Raw genomic sequence first — 20,539 nt, 5'->3', positions numbered from 1 at the left:
GCCTGCGCAGCAAAGACACCATCGCGGATGCCAGCGCAGAGGGCGAACACACATCAGAAAAGCCTGCGCAGCAAACACCGCCATCGCGGATGCCCGCGCGAAAGGGCAAGCACACAACCCCCGCGAAAACGGGCACACCACACCAGCGTCGCAGACAAAAACCGAACCCCTACCCTATCTCCCGCCCCGCCGTCTCCCGGATAAACGGCAACGCCAGCAACGACACGACACCACATCCCATCAGATACCACGCCGGCGCAAGCGTACTCCCCGTCAGCTGAATCAGCCACGTCGCGAAGAACTGCGCGAAGCCGCCAAAAATCGATACGCCAAGGCAATACACGATCGACATCCCCGTCGCGCGAATCTCGCGTGGAAACATCTCGGGAAGCATCACGATGTTCGGCACGGCGGTGAACGCGACGAGCACGCCCAGCACCGCGACGACGGCCAGCAGCACCGGCACCGTCGGCATCGCGTTGATGATCATGAACGCGGGATACACGGCCGCGATCAGCAGCACACGCGAAATCCACAGCACGCGTTTGCGTCCGTAGCGATCGGACAGCGAACCCGCGAACGGCGAACAGATCACCGTGACGAACGCCGCCGTCCACGATGCCCACAAGGCGAGCGACATCGGCAGATGCAGGATCTTGATCGCATATGTGGAAAGGTAGAACAGCACGATGTAGTTCGCCGCCGTGCCGCCGATCGTCGTCACCACGCCCGACGCGATCGAGCCCAGATGCGTGCCGACGATCTCGCGCACCGGACGCGCGACGTTCGCGGCCTCGAGTGCCGAAGACCCGTTCGTCGACGCAGGCAGCGGCAGCGTTTCGTCGAGATGCCGCCGGATATACACGCCAATCGGCCCCATCGCCATGCCGATCACGAACGGGACGCGCCAGCCCCAGCTTTCGAGCGCGTGCGTCGACAGCAGCGCGGCTAGCGCGACGCCGAGCAGCGAGCCGACGACCGTGTTGAGGCCCTGACTCACGAACTGCCAGCTGCCGTAGAAGCCGCGCGTGCGAGTGCTGCCGTACTCCAGCAGCAGCGACGTCGACGCGCCGATCTCGCCCCCCAGCGCAAAGCCCTGAATCAGCCGCGCCAGAATGACGAGCGCGGGCGCGGCAAGGCCGATCGATGTATACGTCGGCGCAAACGCGATGATCGCCGAGCCGAGCGTCATCAGCCACAGCGTCAGGCTCATGGCCGCCTTGCGTCCCGCGCGGTCCGCATACGCGCCGAGCATGACGCCGCCCACGGGCCGCATGATGAAGCCGACGCCGAACGTGCCCACGGCCAGCATCAGTTGAGTCAGTTGCCCTTCGACGGGGAAGTACAGCTTGCCGATGATCGTCGCGAAGAAGCTGTAGATCGTGAAGTCGAAGAACTCGAGGCCGTTGCCGAGCGTGATCGCCGCAATCGCCTTCGCGTGGCTCGCGCGTTGCGGATGCGCATCGGCCGTTGGGGAAGCGCCTGTTGCAGAAGCGCCCGTATCCGGCGTAGAGGCAGACGTTGCTGCTGTATAGACCATGTCAGTCTCCCGCGCGTCAGACGAGAAACGCCTGCGCGAGACGCACCCAGTAGGCGGCGCCCGTCGCGAGGCAATCGTCGTTGAAGTCGTAGCCGGGGTTGTGGACCATGCAGCCACCCTCGCCGTCCCCGTTGCCGATGATCAGATACGCGCCCGCGCATTGCTCGAGCATGAACGCGAAATCCTCGCTGCCCGTCAGCGGCTGCATGCTCGCGATCAGGCCTTCCTCACCAACCCAGTCGCGCGCGACTTGCGTCGCGAAGGCTGTCATCTGCGCATCGTTGACCAGCACAGGATAGCGGCGCTGGTAGTCGATCTCGGCGTGTGCGTGATACACGGCCGCCTGCGCATGCACGACTTCCTGAATGCGCATTTCCAGATAGCTGCGCACTTCGGGCTTCAGCGCGCGCACCGACAACCGCATTTCCGCCATCTCAGGAATCACGTTGGGTGCTTCGCCCGCATGGATCGCGCCGACCGTGATGATCGCCATGTCGAGCGGCGCGACGTTGCGCGACACGATGGTCTGCAACGCGAGCACGATCTGCGCGCACACGACGACAGCATCGACAGCCTTGTGCGGCATCGCGCCGTGGCCGCCGCGCCCCGTCACCTTGATGATCACGGTATCCGACGACGCCATGAACGAGCCCGGCAGAAAGCCGAACTTGCCCGTCGGATGACCCGGCATGTTGTGCATCGCGAAGACGGCGTCGCAGGGAAACCGCTCGAACAGACCGTCGTCGATCATTTTCTTCGCGCCCGCGAGACCTTCTTCGGCGGGCTGGAAAATCAGGTTCAGCGTGCCGTCGAACGAGCGCTCCTGCGCAAGATGCTTCGCTGCCGCGAGCAGCATCGCCGTGTGGCCGTCGTGACCGCATGCGTGCATCTTGCCGGGCAGCTTGCTCGCATACGGCAAACCCGTCTGCTCGTGAATGGGTAGTGCGTCCATGTCGGCGCGCAAGCCGAGCGTGCGCGTGCCGCTGCCTACTTTCAGTTGCCCGACGACACCCGTCTCGCCCAATCCGCGCGTCACGGTGTAGCCCCATTCGGCGAGCTTGCCGGCGACCAGGTCGCCCGTCACGTGCTCTTCGTACGCAAGCTCGGGATGCGCATGAATGCGGCGGCGCAACGCAATCATTTCGTCTTCGAGATCGGCGATGCCGGCTGGGATGACCATCGTGTTCACGCTGCTGTCTCCTTCAATGTCGTAGAACCAGCATAGCCGCGCGTTTTTTTGACGGGCAGGCGCGAAACGGTTACGGTGGCAACCATCAGTTGCCACCTGCGATGCCACCCAGGGTTCCTACCAACGGATGAAGCTTCATCAACTGCACACGCTCGCCGCCATCGCCGAAACGGGCAGCATTCGCGCCGCCGCGCGGCAATTGGGCTTGTCGCCGGCCGCCGTTACCAAATCGGTGCGCGAGCTGGAATCGGACCTGCGCGCGCCGCTCGTGATACGCGGCACCTCGGGCGTCGCGTTCACGGAATACGGACGCGCGCTCGTCGTGCATGCCCGGCTCGTGCTCGGTCAGCTCGCGCGCGCCGAAGCCGAACTCGAAGCGATGCGCGGCGCGGCGGCGGGCAAGCTGTCAGTGGGTGTGACGCCGTGGCTCGCGCTGACGTTTCTGCCGGAGACGGTCAACCGCTTCAAGCGGAAGATGCCCGACGTGCAACTGGAATTTTTCGAGGGTCTGCTGGCTGTCGTGCAGCCGCGTCTGCGCGACGGCAGTCTGGACTTTTCGATTGGCCGTCCGCCGCCAGCGTCGCCGCAATCGGAGTTTCACAACGTGCCGCTCTTTTCGACGCACTCGGCCGTGGTCGCGCGGCGCGGGCATCCGTTGGCCGAATGCCGCACGCTGCACGAATTGCAGGACGCCGAATGGGTGTTGAACTGGGATCCGGCGAGCCGCGAGTCGATGTCCGATAACCTGTTCCGCAAGCGCGGCATGAAAGTGCCGCACACGATCCATCTCGCGCATTCGTTCGCGATCGTGTTCGGCCTGCTTCAGCAGACCGATTTCCTCAGCATCTTTCCGTGGCCGCTGGTGGAAGTGAGCATCGCAAAAGAGAACTTGCAGGCGCTGCCGCTACGCGAGATCGTCGACGAGACGATTGTCAGCATCACGTCGCGGCGCGGCGTGCCGTCGAGCCCCGCGGGCGCGTGGTTCATCGAGTGCCTGCGCGAAGTGATCGACGAAGGCGCGCGCTCGCAGGACGCCGACCGCCGCCGTCTGTTTCATTCGATCGAGCTGCTTTTTTAAGGCTATTTCGCGTAGCCGACCACGCCCTTGATCTCCAGAAAGTCTTCGAGACCGAACTCGCCGTACTCGCGTCCGTTGCCCGACTGACGATAGCCGCCGAACGGCGCCTCGGGCGAATACTCGGCGTAATTCAGATAGATCGTGCCCGTGCGCAGGCGCTTCGCGACGGCGCGCGCGCGTTCCAGCGAAGCCGACTGCACGTAGCCCGCGAGACCGTAGATGCTGTCGTTGGCCATCGCGACGGCTTCGTCTTCCGTGTCGTAGCCGAGGATCGACAGCACCGGCCCGAAGATTTCCTCGCGCGCCACCGTCATGTCGTGCGTCACATGACCGAAGACGGTCGGGCGCACGTAGTAGCCATCGGCGAGACCTTCGGGACGCCCCGGGCCGCCCGCCGCCAGCACGGCGCCTTCGCGCACGCCCGTTTCGATCATCGACTCGATCTTGTCGAACTGCTGCTGGCTGATCACCGGTCCGATATCGCTCCACGGCGCACTCGCCGGACCGACGACGAGCGCTTCCGCCACTTCTTTCGCGTAGCCGAGTGCTTCGTCCATGCGCGCGCGAGGCACGAACATGCGCGTGGGCGCATCGCACGACTGGCCGCTGTTGTCGAAGCACGCGCGCGCGCCGCGCGTCACGGCATTGCGCAAGTCGGCATCGTCGAGGATCAGGTTCGCGGATTTGCCGCCCAGTTCCTGATGCACGCGCTTCACCGTATCCGCCGACGCTTTCGCGACCTGCACGCCCGCGCGCGTCGAACCTGTGAACGACATCATGTCGATGTCCTTGTGACGCGACATTGCTTCGCCGACCACCTGCCCTTCGCCGTTGACGAGATTGAACACGCCGTGCGGCACGCCTGCTTCATGCAGGATCTCGGCATAGAGCATTGCGCTCATCGGCGCGAGTTCCGACGGCTTGAGCACCATCGTGCAGCCGGCTGCGAGCGCGGGCGCGACCTTCGTGGTGATCTGCAGCGCGGGCCAGTTCCACGGCGTGATCAGACCGCACACGCCGACGGGTTCCTTGCGGATCAGGATGCTGCCCTTCATGTGCTCGAACTCGAAGCGCTGCAGCGTGCGGATCATCGTTTCCAGATGCGCGGTGCCCGTCCACGCCTGCGCGTCGTGCGCGAACTGCCTCGGCGCGCCCATTTCGCGGCTGATGGCGTCGACCATGTCGTCGTAGCGCTTGCAGTAGACCTCGAGGATCGACTGCAGCAGATCGATGCGCTGCTGCACGGTGGTTTCCGAATACGACGCAAACGCGGCTTTCGCGGCGGCGACGGCGCGATCGACATCGGCTGCGCTGCCCAACGAAATCTGCGCGAACGGTCGGGCCGTGGAAGGATCGATCACATCGAGCGTTTGCGGCTCGACGGGGTCGATCCATTTGCCGTCGATATAGAACTGCGTGGCGTGCTGCATGAGATTTCCTCCAAACGATGATGGCTAACGATGCATTACATCGACTGCACTCAAACTACATGTCTTCAAATCGAAATTCATTGCTGCGCGGCTTTGGCTCAGACTCCCGGTTCCCAATCAATCTGTTTTTCAACGCGATTCATTCTGGAGACTGCGACATGAGCAACATCACCTTTACCCGCATCGACGCCAGGGGTCCGGGCGCTTCGGGCCTGCAACCGGCGCTGCACGATCCCGCCGATGTGATTCTCGACGGCGCAAAGGCGCCCCATGCCCTGACCGCTTTTTCCGATGCCGACAACGTGCTGACGGCGGGCGTATGGCAATGCGATGCCGGCACGTTGAAGCTGTCCGACCTACCCATCCATGAAGTGTGCGTGCTCATCGAAGGCGAAGTGGTGATCACCAGCGACGACGGCCGCAGCGAAAGCTACAAGGCCGGTGAGGCGTTCATTCTGCACAAGGGCTTCTCCGGGACGTGGCATATGCCTGTTGCTACCAAGAAGTACAGCATCGTGTATTGTGGGTGAGCTTCGCTCTTCGCTTTTAAGACCGCGCGGTTCTTCTGCGCGGTTTTTCTGTTTGATGGTTTTTTGTCTGCGGGGCTTTAGTTGTTTCGCGGGCATCCGCGTTTTGTCCTCGGTCTTTTGGCGTTGCCCCTGTGCGGGGCTGCACTTACTTTCTTTGCCGCCGCAAAGAAAGTAAGCAAAGAAAGCGGGCTCACACCGCTAGTGCTTGTTTTTACCCACGGGCTCTCAACGTCCCCATCCTTCGTTCGTTAGCGCCATGGCTACTGTGTGTTGCGCGCGCATTTCGCCGCGCCTCACCCGCTTCGCGCACTCACGTCACAACACACACCCGTGAATCGCGCGCGCCCTGTGCGGCAAACTCTGTGTAGGCCGTTGCGCTGCACACGACCATCGCTTCGCGATATCCAGACCATTCGGGCGCTGACATCTACGGCGAGACAACCTACACAGAGTTTGCCGCACAGGGCGATAAAGGTCAGATCGGGTTGGCGTTTGCGCGTACGCATGAAGCGGGTGAGGCCACTGCAAGCAAGCTGGCAACAAATATCGAACAGCGCGGTGCCGCGTGAAGTGCGGGGACATGGAGAGCCCGTGGACAATCGACAAGGATTGGCGGTGTGAGCCCGCTTTCTTTTGCCTACTTTTCTTTGCGGCGGCAAAGAAAAGTAGGTGCCGCCCCGCACAGGGGCAACGCTAACTAACCAGAGACAAAACGCGGATGCCAGCGAAAAAGCGAAAAAGCAAAAAAGCAAAAAACCCAACCAGCGTCGCAGACAAAAAAAAACCTACATCGGAAACCCAAGCGCCTTGATGGAATTAATCCACCACCTCCGCCATCCGCCGCGATCGTCGGCACCATCGAATGCATTGAAAGTAATCTTCGCCGCGATCCATCGCACCGGCTCGGGCGGAATATAAGAAGGCCCCTTGCGCGAAATATCCAGCGACGTGATCAACGTATCGCGATTCCACAGCATTTCGAGCCCCATGCGCGCGCCGAACCGGCTGCCGGCGACACCAAAGCCGGTATAACCCGCGACAAACACCGTCTTGCCGCCGTGGTACTTGCGCGCAAACACAGCGCCCCGCGAGCAGTAGTCGATCGGCCCGCCCCACGCATGCGTGAACGTCACGTCGTCGAGTTGCGGGAACGTCCGGTAGAACGCTTCTGCCAGCTTGTAATAAGTGGACTCGTCGCGATCCTGCGCGGGGTTGTTGTTGCCGCCAAAGTGATAGCTCACCCGTCCGCCAAAAATGATGCGGTTGTCTTTCGTCAGCCGGAAATAGTTGAGCTGCGTGCGCGTGTCGTACACACCCTGGCGATTCTTCCAGCCAATGCGCGCCATCTGCTCATGCGTCAGCGGACTCGTCGCGATGATGTGATCGCGCACCTGCATCACGCGCCGGTTGATATCCGTCACGCCGACCTTCGCCGTGCCCGTGCCGAGCAGCACGCGCGGCGTTTCGATGCGGCCCGCCTGCGTGTGCACGATCATCTTCTTGCCCGCGTCGACGAGACGCGTCAGCGGCGAATGCTCGTGCAGCCGCACGCCGAGCTTCAACGCGGCCGCTTTCAGGCCCCACGCGAGCTTCGCGGGATGAATGGTGCCGCTGCGGTTGCGCGACCACATCGCGCCTGCAAACAAGGGCGAATTCAGCTGCTCGCGTGCTTTTTCGCTGTCGAGAAGCACGACATCGTGACCGTGCGACACGTGCAGTTCGAAGTCGGTCCGCAAATGGCCGAGATGCTTTTCCTCGACGGCCACGGTCATCTCGCCGTTCCATTCGACATCCGCTTCGATGCCGTAGCGCACGAGCGATTCCTTGAAGCCGTCGAGGTTCTCCTGGCCCAGACGCTCGAGCACGTCGAGGTCTTTCGGAAACACGCGCGTCGCGTTCGGCAAGCCGTGCATCACCGATGTCGAAATGATGCCGCCGGGACGCCCCGAAGCGCCGTATGCGATCTTGCCCGCTTCGATCAGCACGACGTCGAGCGACGGATCGTTTTCCTTCGCCTGAATCGCGGCCCACAAACCCGTAAAGCCGCCGCCGACGATCACGAGGTCGGCCGCCGTGGGTCCGATCAACTCGCGCTCGACGGCGGGCGCCGCCGGATTGTCCAGCCAGAACGGAAACAGCTTTACACCTTCGAATGCGCGTTTGACCGACTCGCTCATCTTCTCACCTGCTCAATTCCAGTCTTTATCAATGAAGCCGCCAGGGCACGTCCGCTTATTACGGTTCGCTTGATTACGGTCCGCTTTATTACGGTCCGTTTTATTACGCCGCGTCCTGCGTGTCGAACACTTCTTCGCGCGGCGCCGTCACCCGGTTGCTCTTCGCCTGACGCGGCTCGACCATCCTGATCTTCGCATGCGTCGCCTTGTGGCTGCCGCGCACCCAGCGCCGGCCTTGCGGCCCGTACACGCCGTCGGGCTCCGGAAAGCACTGCAGCATCGTCACGTACAGCACGCAAGCCATCGTCAGCGAAACGGGCAGGCTGATGTCGATGCCGCCCGCCAGCTGACCGAGCGGCCCGACGAACTGATCCGGCAGATTGACGAACGCGAGACCCGTCAGCGCGCTGGGAATCCACGCGCCCATCGCGCGCCAGTTCCAGCCATGCGTGAACCAGTAGTGGCCGCCGCGGCCGCCGCGATTGAACACCTGCAGATCGTCGGACAGATAAAAGCCGCGTCGCGTCACATAGCCGATGATCATGATCGCCATCCACGGCGTGCTGCACGAGTTGATCAGCACCGAGAACGTCGACACGCTCTCGACGAGATTGAACACGAAACGCCCCAGAAAAATGAAGCCGATTGCCGCGCAGCCGATCAGGAATGTCGCGGGCACGCGGTCGAGCAGCTTCGGGAACATGCTCGACATGTCGAGGCCCGTGCCGTACAGCGCTGTCGTGCCCGTCGACATGCCGCCGATGATCGCGATCAGACACACGGGCAGAAAGAACCAGTTCGGCGAAATTGCCAGCAGGCCGCCGACGTAGTTGTTCGACGCGATGTAGTCAGGCGCGTTCGACGCGATGATCGTCGCCGTCGCGAGCCCGAAGAAGAACGGCACGAAGGTCGCGATCTGCGCGACGATCACGGCGAGCATCGTGCGATGCTTGGGCGTGTTCTCGGGAATGTAGCGCGCCCAGTCGCCCATCGTCGATGCGAACGATACCGGGTTGCTCAGCGCGACGAGCACAGCGCTCACGAACGCCGGCCAGAAACCTGCTGCGCCGAGCGCGACCTTGCCTGCGTAGTGACTGTCGAACGGACCCGCGAAAGCGAAGATGCCCGCGATGAACAACAGACTCGCCGTCCACACGGCAATCTTGTTGATCCACAACATGAAGCGAAAACCGTAGATGCAGACCGTCAACACGAGCACTGCGAACACGCCATATGCAAGACTCAGCGTGAGTCCATTGACGGGCAGTCCCAGCAGATGATTCGCGCCGCCAACCAGGGCATCGCCGGAACTCCACACTGCGAGCGAAAAGAACGCGACGGATGTGAGCAGCGCGAGAAACGAGCCGACGATCCGCCCATGAATGCCGAAGTGCGCGCCCGACGAGACAGGATCATTCGTGCCGTTGCGCATGCCGAACAGGCTCATTGGCGCGAGAATGCACGAGCCGATCACCACGCCCGCCACGATCGACGCGACGCCCGCCCAGAACGACAGCCCCAGCAGCACGGGAAAGCTGCCGAGCACCGAGGTTGAAAACGTATTGCAGCCGCCGAACAGCAGCCGGAAGAGATCGATGGGCCGCGCGTAGCGGGAACGGTCGGGGATGCGTTCGAAACCGAAGGTCTCGACGGTCGTGATGCTGTTGTTGCTTTCGATGCTGCTGCTCATGTCTCCGACTCCTCTGACGGCCAGGGAAATCACCACGGCTCGCCGCAGGCAGGCGGCGTCCGTTTTCTAACGAATGTCTGGCCGCCACTGTAAAGACAAACAAAGCAGGCAAAAATATCGGCCGCACAACCTTTACTTCGATACCCGTCGATGTAAGCCAGAAGCCTTGCCCAGCAACGCGTTTCGCGGCCGGCGCGCGGCACTCGAAAGCGGCAAAGCAGGCGCGCGCGGCGCAAAACGTCGAAAGAATTCGGCAGATTTCACACGCGGCGGCGCTTCCTTGCGGCCGCAACGGACGGCATCGGAATCGGCACGCTGCCCGTCATGCCCTCTTCGATCAGGAAATCGCGGAACAGACTCGCGACCTGCGGCAGGCGCTTGTCCGACACATGCATGACGTACCAGTCGCGCTCGATCGGATTGTCGGGCAGCGGCAACAGCGCGAGCAGACCCGCCTGAAACTCCAGCGTGCATGCGTGCAGCGACAGGAACGAGATGCCGAGCCCCGCTTCGACCAGTTGCTTGATGGCCTCGTTGCTCGACAGCTCCGAGCCGATGTGGATCTTGCAGCCCGCCTGCCTGAACAGGTTTTCGACCGTCGAACGCGTGCCCGAGCCGCGCTCGCGCACCAGCAGGTTCGCCGATTCGAGGTCGCCGAGCGTCAGACGCTTGCGCTTCATCAGCGCATGCCCAGGCGCCGCGACGAACGCCATCGGGTGCTTCACGAATGCCGTCGCGACCGTGCGCAGTTCGCGCGGCGGGCTGCCCATGACGGCGAGATCGATTTCATGCGTGGCCAGCATGCGGATGATGTCCGCGCGGTTGCCGACCTTGAACTGCACCTTCACCTGCGGGCGCGCTTCAGTGAAGCGCACCAGAAATGGCGGAATCAGATATTCGGCCGTGGTGATCGCGCCGATGCGCAGCGTGCCGCCCTGCTCGCCGTGCAGCGCGGCGAGATCGTCGGCGGCGCCGTTCCACAAGTCGAGGATTTCGAGCGCATAGCGCGCGAGAATTTCGCCCGCCGCCGTCAGTTGCACGCCACGGCCCACGCGCTGCAACAGCGGCGCGCCCGCCGCCTCTTCGAGCAGGCGGATTTGCAGCGACACGGCCGGCTGCGTCAAACGCAGCTCCTGCGCCGCGCCCGATACGCTGCCGAGCTTCGCCACTGTATGCAGCGCCTTCAGCTGACGAAACGTTGCCGCCTTTAACATAAGTGTTCACCTATATGTTTCGTACAAACATTAAATTGTGCTGCGGTTTTTTCCGATTTTATACTCGGCCTGACTGATGAAGTTCGCGCATCAATCTAATCCGAAACGATTAAGTGGAGAGAACGCATGATGGCCTCGATCGATCGACACACAGCCGGCAGCAGCACGCTACAGCCGCATCGCATCGTCGTCGTGGGCGGCGGCGTCGGCGGACTGGGACTTGCGACGCGTCTTGGCGAATCGCTCGGCAAGAGCGGCCACGCGCAAGTCGTCCTCGTCGACCGTTCACCGACGCACTTCTGGAAGCCGCTGCTGCACGAGGCCGCGTCGGGCCAGATCGACCCCGCCACGCATCAGCTGCAATACGCGGTGCAGGCGCGGCGCCACGGCTTCGAATTCGAGCAGGGCTCGCTGCAAGCCCTCGACCGCGCCGAGCGCCGCATCACGATCAGCGCGAGCGCGACGCGGATGGCCGCGAAGTGCTGCCCGCGCGCGACATTGCATTCGACACGCTCGTGCTCGCGCTCGGCAGCGTGACGAATTACTTCGGCGTGCGCGGCGCACAGGAGCATGCGCTGCCGCTCGAATCCGTCACGCATGCCGAATCGTTCCGGCGCAAGCTGCTCGATGCCTGCACGCGCGCCAATCACGTGCGGCGCTTGAGCGGCGCGCAGCAGGTGCAGCCCGTGTCGATCAACATCATCGGTGCAGGTGCGACGGGCGTCGAACTCGCGGCGGCACTGCGCGACAGCATCCGATTGATGCATCGCTACAGCCTCTTTGCCCTCGACCCCGAGCGCGACTTTCGCATTCGCCTGATCGAAGGCACCGATCGCGTGCTGCCCGCGTTGTCGCAACGTATTTCAGCGCGCGCGCAACGGATACTCGGCGGACTCGGCGTCGATGTGCTGACCAGCACGCGCGTCACCGAAGTGCGCGCCGATGCCGTGCTCACGCACGACGGTCAGCATCTGCCGAGCGACATCGCCATCTGGACAGCGGGTATCGCCGGTCCGCCCGTGTTGCGCGTGCTCGACGGCATTGCAACGAACCGCAACGCGCAGGTGCTGGTGAGCCGCACGCTGCAAACCATATCGGACGCGAACGTGTTCGCGCTAGGCGATTGCGCGGCATGTCCCGCGAATGCCGATGGATTTCTCGCGCCACGCGCGCAGGTTGCGCATCAGCAGGCGATGTTTCTGGCGCGTGCGCTCAAGCACCGCGTCGGCGGCGAGACCTTGCCCGAGTTCACGTATCGCGACGCGGGCACGCTGGTGGGCTTCGGCGATGTCGGCACGATCGGCAGCCTGAGCGGCCTGCGCGAGCGGTCCGTGTATGTCGACGGATGGCTCGCCACCGTCGTGTACCGGCTGATCTACCGGCGGCACGTGATGACGCTTACCGGCTTCGCGCGCATGACGCTCGATACGGCGAGCCACTGGCTGCGGCGCCGGGTGCATCCCGTGATCCGGCTTCATTAAACAAGACGCGACGCAAACGCTGCGCGAGCGGTCAGTCGAGAAACTCGGCGGCCCGCGTGCGCAGCGCCGCGCCGAAATCGTCGAGCCAGCCGATCGACAGCCGCCAGCTTTGCCAGTACAGATCGACATCGAGATGCTTGCCGGGCGCCATGTCGATCAGTTCGCCGTTTTCGAGCTGCGCGGCGATCATCCGCTCCGGGCACATGCCCCACCCCAGCCCCGTCGCGCACGCGCGCAGAAAACCGGAGACATGCGGAATCCAGTGCGTCGGCGCGTCGAACTCGGCGCGCGTGATCTTGCGCACGAAGCGCTGCTGCAGCTGGTCCTTCGGATTGAAATCGACGCACGGCGCGCGCTTGAGCGTGTCGCGCGTGACGCCTTCGCCGAAATAGCGCTCGCAATAGGCGGGCGTGCACACTGCGAGATACCGCATGCGCCCAAGGCGTGTCGAGCGGCAACCTTGCACCGGCTCGGATTGCGTCGTCACGGCGCCTTGCACGCTGCCGTCGCGAATGCGCTCCGCGGTATGGTCCTGATCGTCGATCACCAGATCGAGCAGCATGCCGCGCTCGGCGCAGAAGTCCGCGATCGCGTCGACGAACCATGTGCCCACACTGTCGTCGTTGACGGCCACGCGCAGCGTCGGCCACGGCTCCAGCAGCGCGCCGGGCAACTCGGGCATGCGCCCGTTCAATTCGGCCTCCAGCAATTGCACGCGTTCCGTGTGCCGGCACAGCAGCGCCCCGGAGCGCGTCGCCGTGCAAGGCTGACCGCGCTTGACGAGCACGCTGCCCACGCGCTCCTCCAGCAATTTCACCCGCTGCGAGACGGCAGACGGCGTCACGTTGAGGGCAGCGGCCGCGCGGTCGAACGAGCCGTGGCGTACGACGGCTGCAAGCGCATCGAGCAGGGCATAGTCGAGCATAAGTGTTCCTTGAATTGGCGCTTGAATTAGCGTTGCTTAAGCGGCGTTATCGAAATTAGCTTCTCTTATTCTATCGATCGCTTCACACTCACGCATCCGATTCTTCCCACTCTCAATACATCATGAACTGGCTGGCTTTTTCGCATGGCGCCGCGTTGTGCGCGTCGCTGATCGTGACCATCGGCGCGCAGAATGCGTTCGTGCTGCGCCAAGGCATCATGCGCTCTCACATCGGCAAGATCGTGCTGCTGTGCACGGTGTCGGATTTTCTGCTGATCGGCGCGGGCGTCGGCGGCGCATCCGTGCTCGTCGAGCGCTACCCCACTTTCATTCACGCGCTGCTGTACGTGGGGCTCGCGTACCTCGCGTGGTTCGGCATCAGCGCGCTGATGCGCGCGTTGCGGCCCGGTCATGCCGTGCTCGACACGGATGCGGACGCCCGCGCGAAAAGCGATGCCGCGCCCGCCGCGCAACGCGCGCTGCCGATCGTGCTGATGACGCTCGCGTTCACGTGGCTCAATCCGCACGTCTATCTGGATACGTTCCTGCTGATCGGCACGGCAGGCGCGCGCGAAGCGCAAGGCACGCGCGCCGCGTTTGCGATCGGCGCGATGTCCGTCAGCGCGATCTGGTTCGTCGCGTTGGGTTATGGGGCGCGCGCGCTCGCGCCGCTGTTCCGGCGCGCCACGGCGTGGCGCGTGCTGGATGGCGCGATCGGCAGCATGGTGTTGCTGCTCGCTGTCGCGCAGTTGCGTTGATGCGCGTAAACGTCCGCTAGCGCCCGTTACCGCTTGTAGCTCACCTTGGCGAGCGGCTCCGGCTCGGTTTGCGTGAGCAGCGCGTTGCTCACACCGATCGTCTGCAAGCCGCCGTCCGTCACATACGGCACGATGCCGAGCGCACCGATTTTCCGCACGATGTCGTGGCGGCACGCATCGTCGTCAGGCGCGCAGTAGTCGATCGAAATGACGGGCAGGCTGTAGCGCTCATGTATCTCGCGCGCCTGGCCGAGCAGCCATTCGCGATCGTCGTGCGGCACCTCGACGTAGCGCTGGTTCGACGGCTCCCAACTGCCGAAGAGCGACTCAAGCGCGACGGCCGCGACCTGATCGTGCACCTGCGGCAGGATGTCGAAGCCGCGGTTCAGTATCAGCTGCGCTTGCGGATAGCGTGCCTTCAGCGCATGCAACACGGCGACCAGCCCCGCGCGCTGGTGGGCGCGCGCAGCGTCCGTCCTCGCGACCTGCCGATACGAATCCAGCTTGTCGAGAAAGAAGCCGCGATAGCCGCGCTCCCACAGCGGCGTGACGATCTCGTCGACGAAAAACGCCGGCCAACCCGGCGCGCCCTGATCGACGAGCGCCCGTTCATGCGACGGGTCGCTCTTCACGAACCACGTCTTCGGCATCTTCGCGTAATACGCCCGCTGCTGCGCCACTTCGCCGACGCTCACATACGCGTACCACTTCGGGCAATGCGCCGTGTGCGCGCGTGGATCGAAGCCGCTGTCGGGCTCGATCACGACGGTATCGAACGATTCGAACTGCTCCGCGCGGACATGCGCGCCATAGAAGAACGCCACGGCGCCGATGCCGCTCGCCGACGCCCGCTTGCACGCGGCAAGCGCGGGACGAAGCCACGCGACCGACATCAGCAGGATCACGACCGCCGCACACGCGACGACGATCCACGAAACGCCCGGCTGGTTAAGAGAACTGGCTGTCATGGCCGTATCCGCTGTGTCGTTGTGACGTTTCGCGTGCTGGCGCCGGGCGCTTCAGCCGAGCGTGTTGCGCAGTTCCTGCAGGAGTTGCGGCGACACGTAATGCGGACCGTCGAACAGGTAAGTCCGAAAGTCGCGATACGCGCGCAGTTGCGGCGCCAGCTCCGCCGCGCTCGCCGGACGAAAGCCGCCGCCCTGGGCCGGACGGAACGCCTCGGCAATCAGGCGCACGCGCGGCTTGCCAAGACGCGCGGCGAGCGCGTCGGCATACTCGCGCGCGGCAGCCGGGCCACGCGCATACACGCCGCAACCGTCCTGCCAGAACACGCCGACATCGCGCGGCAGCCAGCCGTCGAGCCACGCAGCGAGCGCCGCCCCGCCGATATTCGTATTGTCGTACACGCTGATCCACAGCGGCCGGGGCAGCTGATCCAGCAACGGCGCGAGTGCAGCCGCATGCTGCCACGTCGGATCGACTTCGACAGGAAAGTAGTAGCCGTCGATATGAACGGGCGGCCGCGCAGCGACGAGACGCTTCGATTGCTCGACGAGCCGCGCCGCCTGCGCGCGTGCGCTGGATTCATCGAAACGCCCTGCCAGGCCGACGATCACATTGCGCGCCCACGGTTCGTCCGCGATGCGCGTCCAGTCGGGCAGCCGTTCCGATGGGTGCAGCGGCGCCGACGACGCGTCGTGCTGCGACGATGTGCCCGGCAGAAACGACACGTCGTCCACGGCCGTCCATTGCACGAGCAGGTCCGTGACGCCGAGCGCCTGCCAGTCGCCATGCGGATCGATGTGATCGTTGTCGGGTTGCCAGACCACGCCCTGCGCCCACGACGGGTCGCCCGGACGCGGGGCGGAACAGCCGCCCGTCAGCACGGCGGAGAGGCCCGCGGCGAGCAGCGCGCGCCGGCGAGGGGACGGCGGCAGCGCCTGCGTGGACGGGCGAGGCGTCGGTTCAGTGCGATGCTTGTAGGTGTGCGTCACGGTATTCCCCGGCAAGCCGCGCACGGTCAATCTTGAAGTTGATCGACACCGGTAACGCCGCGCGCGCCAGCAGCTCTGATGGAATCATATACGGCGGCAGACGTTCGGCGAGCCGCGCCTTCCAGTCGGCAAGCGCGTCGGGCAGACACCCGTCGTCGCGGCCGGTCGCGATGAAAGCGACGATGCGCGCCACCGATCCATCCGGGCGACGCAACGGCACGGCCGCCGCGCTCGTCACGCCGCCGAGCGCGCGCAACGCGGCATCGATCTCCATCAGCTCGATCCGGTAGCCGCCGATCTTGATCTGATCGTCGATGCGGCCATGGCAGAACAACAGCCCGTCGCTGTCGGCGGAACCGAGATCGCCCGTGCGAAACGCTCGCTGCCCTTCGTGCACGAACAGACGCTCAGCGTTCAGGTCGTCGCGGTTCAGATAGCCGCGCATCACGTGCGGCCCGGCGATGCACAACTCGCCTTCGTCGACGAACACGGCGGCGTCGCGCTTCGCGTAGCCGACGGGCAGACGCGGATGCCGCGCGAGCACGGCGTCGTCGACGACGATCACGTGGTCGCGACCGTCGCCTCCGTCGGTCCATACGTGTTGATGATGCGCGCGGCGGGAAAACGCTGGCTCAGATGCTTCGCGAGCGTGACGGGCAGCACCTCGCCGCAGAACAGGAACGTCGCGAGCGCGGGCAAGCCGGCCTGTGCGAACGCCGGGTTCAGCAGCTGCTGCTGCGCGAACGACGGCGTCGAGACCCATGTCGTCACGCCATGACGCGCCAGCACGTCGAGCAATCCGCCGCCCTGCGAAGCCAGTTGTCGCGACGCGAGCACGGCCGTGCCGCCGAGCGCGAGCGTGCCGAACACTTCATACATCGACAGATCGAAGCTGAACGGCGCCTGATTCAGAAACACGGGCGATGCGCCGAGCGCGAAGTCGAGCGCCATCCATTCGGCGAGCGCGGCGACGCTTTCGCGGCCGATCTGCACGCCCTTCGGCTCCCCTGTCGTGCCCGACGTGAACAGCACGTAGGCGAGATTTTTCTCGCGCAACGGCACGCCCGCGGCGTGGGCGTGCGGTGCGTCCCGTTCGGCGTGCGTCGTGTCGTGCTGCGGATCGAGCGGGACGAACGCATCGGCCGCCGCATCGAAAGCGACGCGCGCGCCGAGCGTTTGCGCGATCCGCCGCAGCCGTTCGTCCGGATAGATCGTATCGACGGGCACGAACGGCGCGCCCAGCAGCAGCGCGCCCGTCATCGCGACAACAAACGCGGCTTCCTTGTGGCCGCGCACGATCACCGGCACGTCCGCGGCGAAGCCCTGCTCGCGGGCCCGCCGCGCCCACGCCTTGGCGGACTCCGCAAGTTCGCGCCAGCGCAGCGCGCGATCGGCGCCGATCACGGCCCACGCATCGGCGCGCAGGTCCGTGTCGACAAAGCGGCTCGTGTGCAGATCGAATCGCATCGCGTGCCTAGCGGTTGGCGGCGACGAACGCGCTCAGCGCATCGACACTGGCCAGATGCTCGGCGATCTCCGTCGGCGGAATGCGCACGCCGAATTGCATCTCGACGCCCAGCACGATTTCGACGGCCAGCACCGAATCGACGAGGCCCGTTTCCAGCAGTAGCTCATCGTGGCGCACGCCGCGCAGCACGACGGATTCGACCAGCGACGTTACGTCGGCGTGCAGCGTTTGGTGTTGAGTCATGGTGTGATCCTTGCGCAAAAACGGTTGGGGCAATCAGAACTGGAAATAGAGAAAGCGCACTTCGCCATGCAACTGCGCGACGCAGAACACCAGCACGCCGAGCATCGCGAGCGTCCAGCGCATCGACGGACGCCATGTCAGCGCGCGCGCGTCGTCGGCGGCGCGTTCGAGCGCGGGCGAGAAGCGCCCCATCAGCTGATGCGAGTTCGGGGCGCACCAGACGATCGCCAGCAACAGGACGATCAGCAACGCGAGCGTCGAGCGGCCCGCCACCAGATGAAGCCAGTCGGCGAGGTTCATTCCTGCCGCGCCCCATGCCGGCCAGTCGGGCGCTTCAATGCCGCGCAGGCCCGCCATGCCCTGCAACAGCGCGAGCGCATCGCCGACGCCGTGCGCGCGGAAGAAGGCGAACGCGACGAGCGCGGCGGCGAAAGTCAGCAGCACATTGCCCGCATGACGCACGCGCTTCGCAAAGCCGCTCGCGGGCGTGGCAGCGGCGGGCGCCCCCGCGCGCCATGCGCGCCACGCGTGATTCACCGTCAGATAGGCCGCATGCAGCACGCCATAGATCAGGTATTGCCAGCCCGCACCGTGCCAGATGCCCGCGAGCGCCATCGTGTAGCAGGTGGGCACGGCGACCGTCGCCACGAAGCCGCTTGCCGTGCGCTGCGCGAGCCGCCCGATGGGCAGGCCGCGCGCCGCGCGCGCCGGTTGATGCGCATCGCCAGCGGGTAATACAGGTACGCCGTCAGATAGCGCGTGAGCGTCATGTGCCAGCGCTGCCAGAAATCGATGATGCTCGCCGCCTTGAACGGCGAATGGAAGTTCAGCGGAAAGCGCACGCCGAACATCTTCGCGAGGCCCACGGCCATGTCCGAGTAACCGGAGAAATCGAAGTACAGCTGCAGCGCGTACGCGAGACACGTGCCCCACGCCGCGAGCCATTGCAACGCGTGCGGCGCAGCAAAGCCGGCATCGGCATACGGCGCGATGGTGTCGGCGAACAGCACTTTCTTCGCGAGCCCGAGGGTGAACACGAACGCGCCGATCGACAGATTTTCGGCGCGCAGCCCATATGTTTGCGGCTGCGCGAACTGCGTCATCATTTCCTTGTGATGCAGGATCGGCCCGGCGATCAGATGCGGAAAAAACGTGACGAATTGCACGTAGCCCAGCAGATCGCGCTCCTTCACGATGCCCGCGTTGCAGTCGAGCAGATAGCCGATCTGCGTGAAGGTGAAGAACGAGATACCAAGCGGCAGGATCACGTCGTGCATGCCCTGCTCTATCCAGCCCGAAGGCGCCACGCCGCTTGCATGCACGAGCGCCGTCAGCAGCGCGGCCAGATACTTGTAGCGCACCGGCAGCGCGAGGTCGGCGGCAATCGCGAGGCCGAGCAGCCAGCGCCGCCGCGACGATGCCGCGGGCGCCGCGACGATCGCGCAACTCATCGCGTAGTTGAACGCGATCGACCCGATCAGCAGCCCGACAAAGGCGGGCGTCCACCATCCGTAGAACACGATCGACGCGCCGCACAGCCAGGCCGCCGCCGCGCGCGGCCAGCGCTGGCCGAGCAGGTAGTAGCCGGCGAGCGCGGGCGGCAGGAACAGCGTGAGAAAGATGAACGAATTGAATAGCATCGGCGTCAGTCCCGTTGGCCGCTCGCGTGCGAGCTTGCGTGCGAGCTTGCCCGCGCGGTCGCCTGTGCGCTTTCCGGCACGGAAGATGGCGCGTCGACAGGCATCGACAGCGCGTCTTCCGACATCTCCCAGATCACCACGCGCACGCTTTTCGGCCAGTTCGCCCGGTCGCGCCAGACGGCCTGCAACGCGCGGTCGAACTGACCGTCGTCGAGGCTGACGTTCCACACTTCGCGTCCCAGCTGTTCGCCCAGACGCCCGGCGAAGGCGCTGCGACGTGAAAAAGAACTGCCCGCCAGCAGCACGTCGGCGGCGGGACCGTCGTCGAGCAGACCGCCGCTTCGTTGCGGCTGCAGGGTCTCGACGGCGACGATGTCGGGCGCGGGACGCCACGCGTTGGGCACGGCATCGAGATTGGCGAGCGTCAGCAGATCGCCGACGCGCGGCGCGGGCGCCGCCGTCGTATGCGAGAAGACGGTCTCGCCGCGCGCGCCGAGCATCGGCAGCACGGCCGCGCCGATGACCTGCGCGGCCGCCTGCGCGCCGCGCGCATTCCAGTGCACGTCGGTACGAAAGAACGCGGGCCGCGCGGCTTGCAGCGCGGGCAGCAGATCGACGTGCTCGACGCGCTCGCGCTCAGCGCGTGTTGCCATGCGTCGAGACGCTGCGTCATCCGCGCGTGCTGGCGCAGCCCGCACAGCGCCTCGCGCTCGACGCGCGCCTTGTCCGGCGCTGTCACCACCACGAGGCGGATGCCCATGCCGCGCAGCGCCTCGGCATAGCGGCGCATCGCGGCGATGTGCGCGTCGATGGCATTCCGTTGCGCGGGCGCGCTCAGGCCGTCCGCGTAGAAGAGCCAGCCGGGGCAGCCCTCGCGCACCTGCTGGCCGAGGTCGCCGAACAGGCGATAACGCGCCGCCGCCTGCCACCGATGCAGCGCTCGCGCATACGGCACGTCGATCGCGCGATCGACGCTGCGGCCGAGGCTCCCGTCGCGCCAGCCGTGCAGGTCGAATGACGCGCCCGCGCGCCACTGCGCCGCGAGCGACGCCGCCGCGCCGGCAAGACCGATGGCGAGCAGCAGCGCGACCAGCCACGCAATGCGCCGATGCGCGCCTGGCCGCGGGTCGGCGTGCGCATCGGGCTGGGTATCGGGCTGGGTATCGGGCTGGGTATCGGGCTGGGTATCGGGCTGCGTATCGGGCTGCGTATCGGGCTGCG

15 protein-coding genes and 3 pseudogenes are annotated in these 20,539 nt (G+C 65.0%); 4 read left to right on the top strand and 14 right to left on the bottom strand.

Features of this window, described 5'->3' with window-relative positions:
• Nucleotides 1-169: 169 nt before the first annotated feature.
• Both H3V53_RS37650 and H3V53_RS37645 read right to left on the bottom strand, forming a co-directional pair.
• Nucleotides 170-1,540, bottom strand: coding sequence for an MFS transporter (locus tag H3V53_RS37650; RefSeq protein ID WP_336602167.1), 1,371 nt, complete (start codon nt 1,538-1,540; stop codon nt 170-172).
• Nucleotides 1,541-1,556: 16 nt separating this feature from the next.
• Nucleotides 1,557-2,729, bottom strand: a complete 1,173-nt coding sequence (locus H3V53_RS37645) for a M20 aminoacylase family protein (protein ID WP_336602166.1) — start codon at nt 2,727-2,729, stop codon at nt 1,557-1,559.
• A gap of 127 nt (nt 2,730-2,856) precedes the next feature.
• Here H3V53_RS37645 and H3V53_RS37640 point away from each other — a divergent pair, with 127 nt between their 5' ends.
• Nucleotides 2,857-3,807: a LysR substrate-binding domain-containing protein gene (locus tag H3V53_RS37640; RefSeq protein WP_336602165.1), complete on the top strand. Its 951-nt coding sequence runs from the start codon at nt 2,857-2,859 to the stop codon at nt 3,805-3,807.
• 2 nt (nt 3,808-3,809) lie between these two features.
• Here the strand turns inward: H3V53_RS37640 and H3V53_RS37635 are convergent, their stop codons facing one another.
• On the bottom strand, nt 3,810-5,237 hold the full coding sequence (locus tag H3V53_RS37635) for an aldehyde dehydrogenase family protein (RefSeq protein ID WP_336602164.1): 1,428 nt from the start codon (nt 5,235-5,237) through the stop codon (nt 3,810-3,812).
• A 158-nt stretch (nt 5,238-5,395) separates the two neighbouring features.
• Here H3V53_RS37635 and H3V53_RS37630 point away from each other — a divergent pair, with 158 nt between their 5' ends.
• Entirely contained in the window at nt 5,396-5,767 is a 372-nt protein-coding gene (locus H3V53_RS37630) for a cupin domain-containing protein (RefSeq protein ID WP_336602163.1), read from the top strand.
• Between the two features lie 785 nt (nt 5,768-6,552).
• Here H3V53_RS37630 and H3V53_RS37625 read toward each other — a convergent pair.
• The 3 genes from H3V53_RS37625 to H3V53_RS37615 form a co-directional block, all read right to left on the bottom strand.
• On the bottom strand, nt 6,553-7,944 hold the full coding sequence (locus H3V53_RS37625) for an NAD(P)/FAD-dependent oxidoreductase (RefSeq protein WP_336602162.1): 1,392 nt from the start codon (nt 7,942-7,944) through the stop codon (nt 6,553-6,555).
• Nucleotides 7,945-8,047: 103 nt separating this feature from the next.
• Nucleotides 8,048-9,634, bottom strand: a complete 1,587-nt coding sequence (locus H3V53_RS37620; protein WP_336602161.1) for a purine-cytosine permease family protein — start codon at nt 9,632-9,634, stop codon at nt 8,048-8,050.
• 260 nt (nt 9,635-9,894) lie between these two features.
• Nucleotides 9,895-10,848: a LysR family transcriptional regulator gene (locus H3V53_RS37615; RefSeq protein WP_336602160.1), complete on the bottom strand. Its 954-nt coding sequence runs from the start codon at nt 10,846-10,848 to the stop codon at nt 9,895-9,897.
• Nucleotides 10,849-10,977: 129 nt separating this feature from the next.
• Between H3V53_RS37615 and H3V53_RS37610 the strand changes: the two are divergent.
• Nucleotides 10,978-12,329 (top strand): annotated as a pseudogene (locus tag H3V53_RS37610) (NAD(P)/FAD-dependent oxidoreductase).
• 31 nt (nt 12,330-12,360) lie between these two features.
• Here H3V53_RS37610 and H3V53_RS37605 read toward each other — a convergent pair.
• On the bottom strand, nt 12,361-13,254 hold the full coding sequence (locus tag H3V53_RS37605; RefSeq protein WP_336602159.1) for a LysR family transcriptional regulator ArgP: 894 nt from the start codon (nt 13,252-13,254) through the stop codon (nt 12,361-12,363).
• Between the two features lie 122 nt (nt 13,255-13,376).
• On the opposite strand from H3V53_RS37605, the gene H3V53_RS37600 reads away from it, so the two are divergent.
• Nucleotides 13,377-14,012 (top strand): LysE/ArgO family amino acid transporter, encoded by a 636-nt coding sequence (locus H3V53_RS37600; RefSeq protein WP_336602158.1) that lies wholly within the window; start codon nt 13,377-13,379, stop codon nt 14,010-14,012.
• 26 nt (nt 14,013-14,038) lie between these two features.
• Here H3V53_RS37600 and H3V53_RS37595 read toward each other — a convergent pair whose 3' ends face one another.
• The 7 genes and pseudogenes from H3V53_RS37595 to H3V53_RS37565 form a co-directional block, all read right to left on the bottom strand.
• Nucleotides 14,039-14,980 carry an endo alpha-1,4 polygalactosaminidase gene (locus H3V53_RS37595; RefSeq protein ID WP_336602157.1) on the bottom strand — a complete coding sequence of 314 codons (942 nt, stop codon included), beginning with the start codon at nt 14,978-14,980 and terminating at the stop codon, nt 14,039-14,041.
• A 51-nt stretch (nt 14,981-15,031) separates the two neighbouring features.
• Complete coding sequence (locus tag H3V53_RS37590) at nt 15,032-15,967, bottom strand: alpha-amylase family protein (protein ID WP_419539699.1); 936 nt, start codon at nt 15,965-15,967, stop codon at nt 15,032-15,034.
• Nucleotides 15,939-17,434: pseudogene (locus H3V53_RS37585) on the bottom strand (D-alanine--poly(phosphoribitol) ligase). Before H3V53_RS37585 ends, H3V53_RS37590 begins: the two are co-directional and overlap by 29 nt.
• A gap of 7 nt (nt 17,435-17,441) precedes the next feature.
• The gene (locus tag H3V53_RS37580; RefSeq protein ID WP_336602156.1) at nt 17,442-17,678 is read right to left on the bottom strand and encodes an acyl carrier protein; all 237 of its coding nucleotides are present in this window, start codon (nt 17,676-17,678) and stop codon (nt 17,442-17,444) included.
• 33 nt (nt 17,679-17,711) lie between these two features.
• Nucleotides 17,712-18,311 carry an MBOAT family O-acyltransferase gene (locus H3V53_RS37575; protein WP_336602155.1) on the bottom strand — a complete coding sequence of 200 codons (600 nt, stop codon included), beginning with the start codon at nt 18,309-18,311 and terminating at the stop codon, nt 17,712-17,714.
• On the bottom strand, nt 18,248-19,318 hold the full coding sequence (locus H3V53_RS37570) for an MBOAT family O-acyltransferase (RefSeq protein ID WP_336602154.1): 1,071 nt from the start codon (nt 19,316-19,318) through the stop codon (nt 18,248-18,250). The genes H3V53_RS37575 and H3V53_RS37570 overlap by 64 nt, the downstream gene beginning before the upstream one ends.
• 5 nt (nt 19,319-19,323) lie before the next feature.
• Nucleotides 19,324-20,198 (bottom strand): annotated as a pseudogene (locus H3V53_RS37565) (alginate O-acetyltransferase AlgX-related protein).
• Nucleotides 20,199-20,539: the final 341 nt, after the last annotated feature.

The organism is Paraburkholderia bengalensis, assembly GCF_037126505.1.
Taxonomy (GTDB): Bacteria; Pseudomonadota; Gammaproteobacteria; order Burkholderiales; family Burkholderiaceae; genus Paraburkholderia; species Paraburkholderia bengalensis.
The sequence above is the reverse complement of the archived record's forward strand: the minus strand, read 5'-3'. Positions and strand labels throughout refer to the sequence as shown.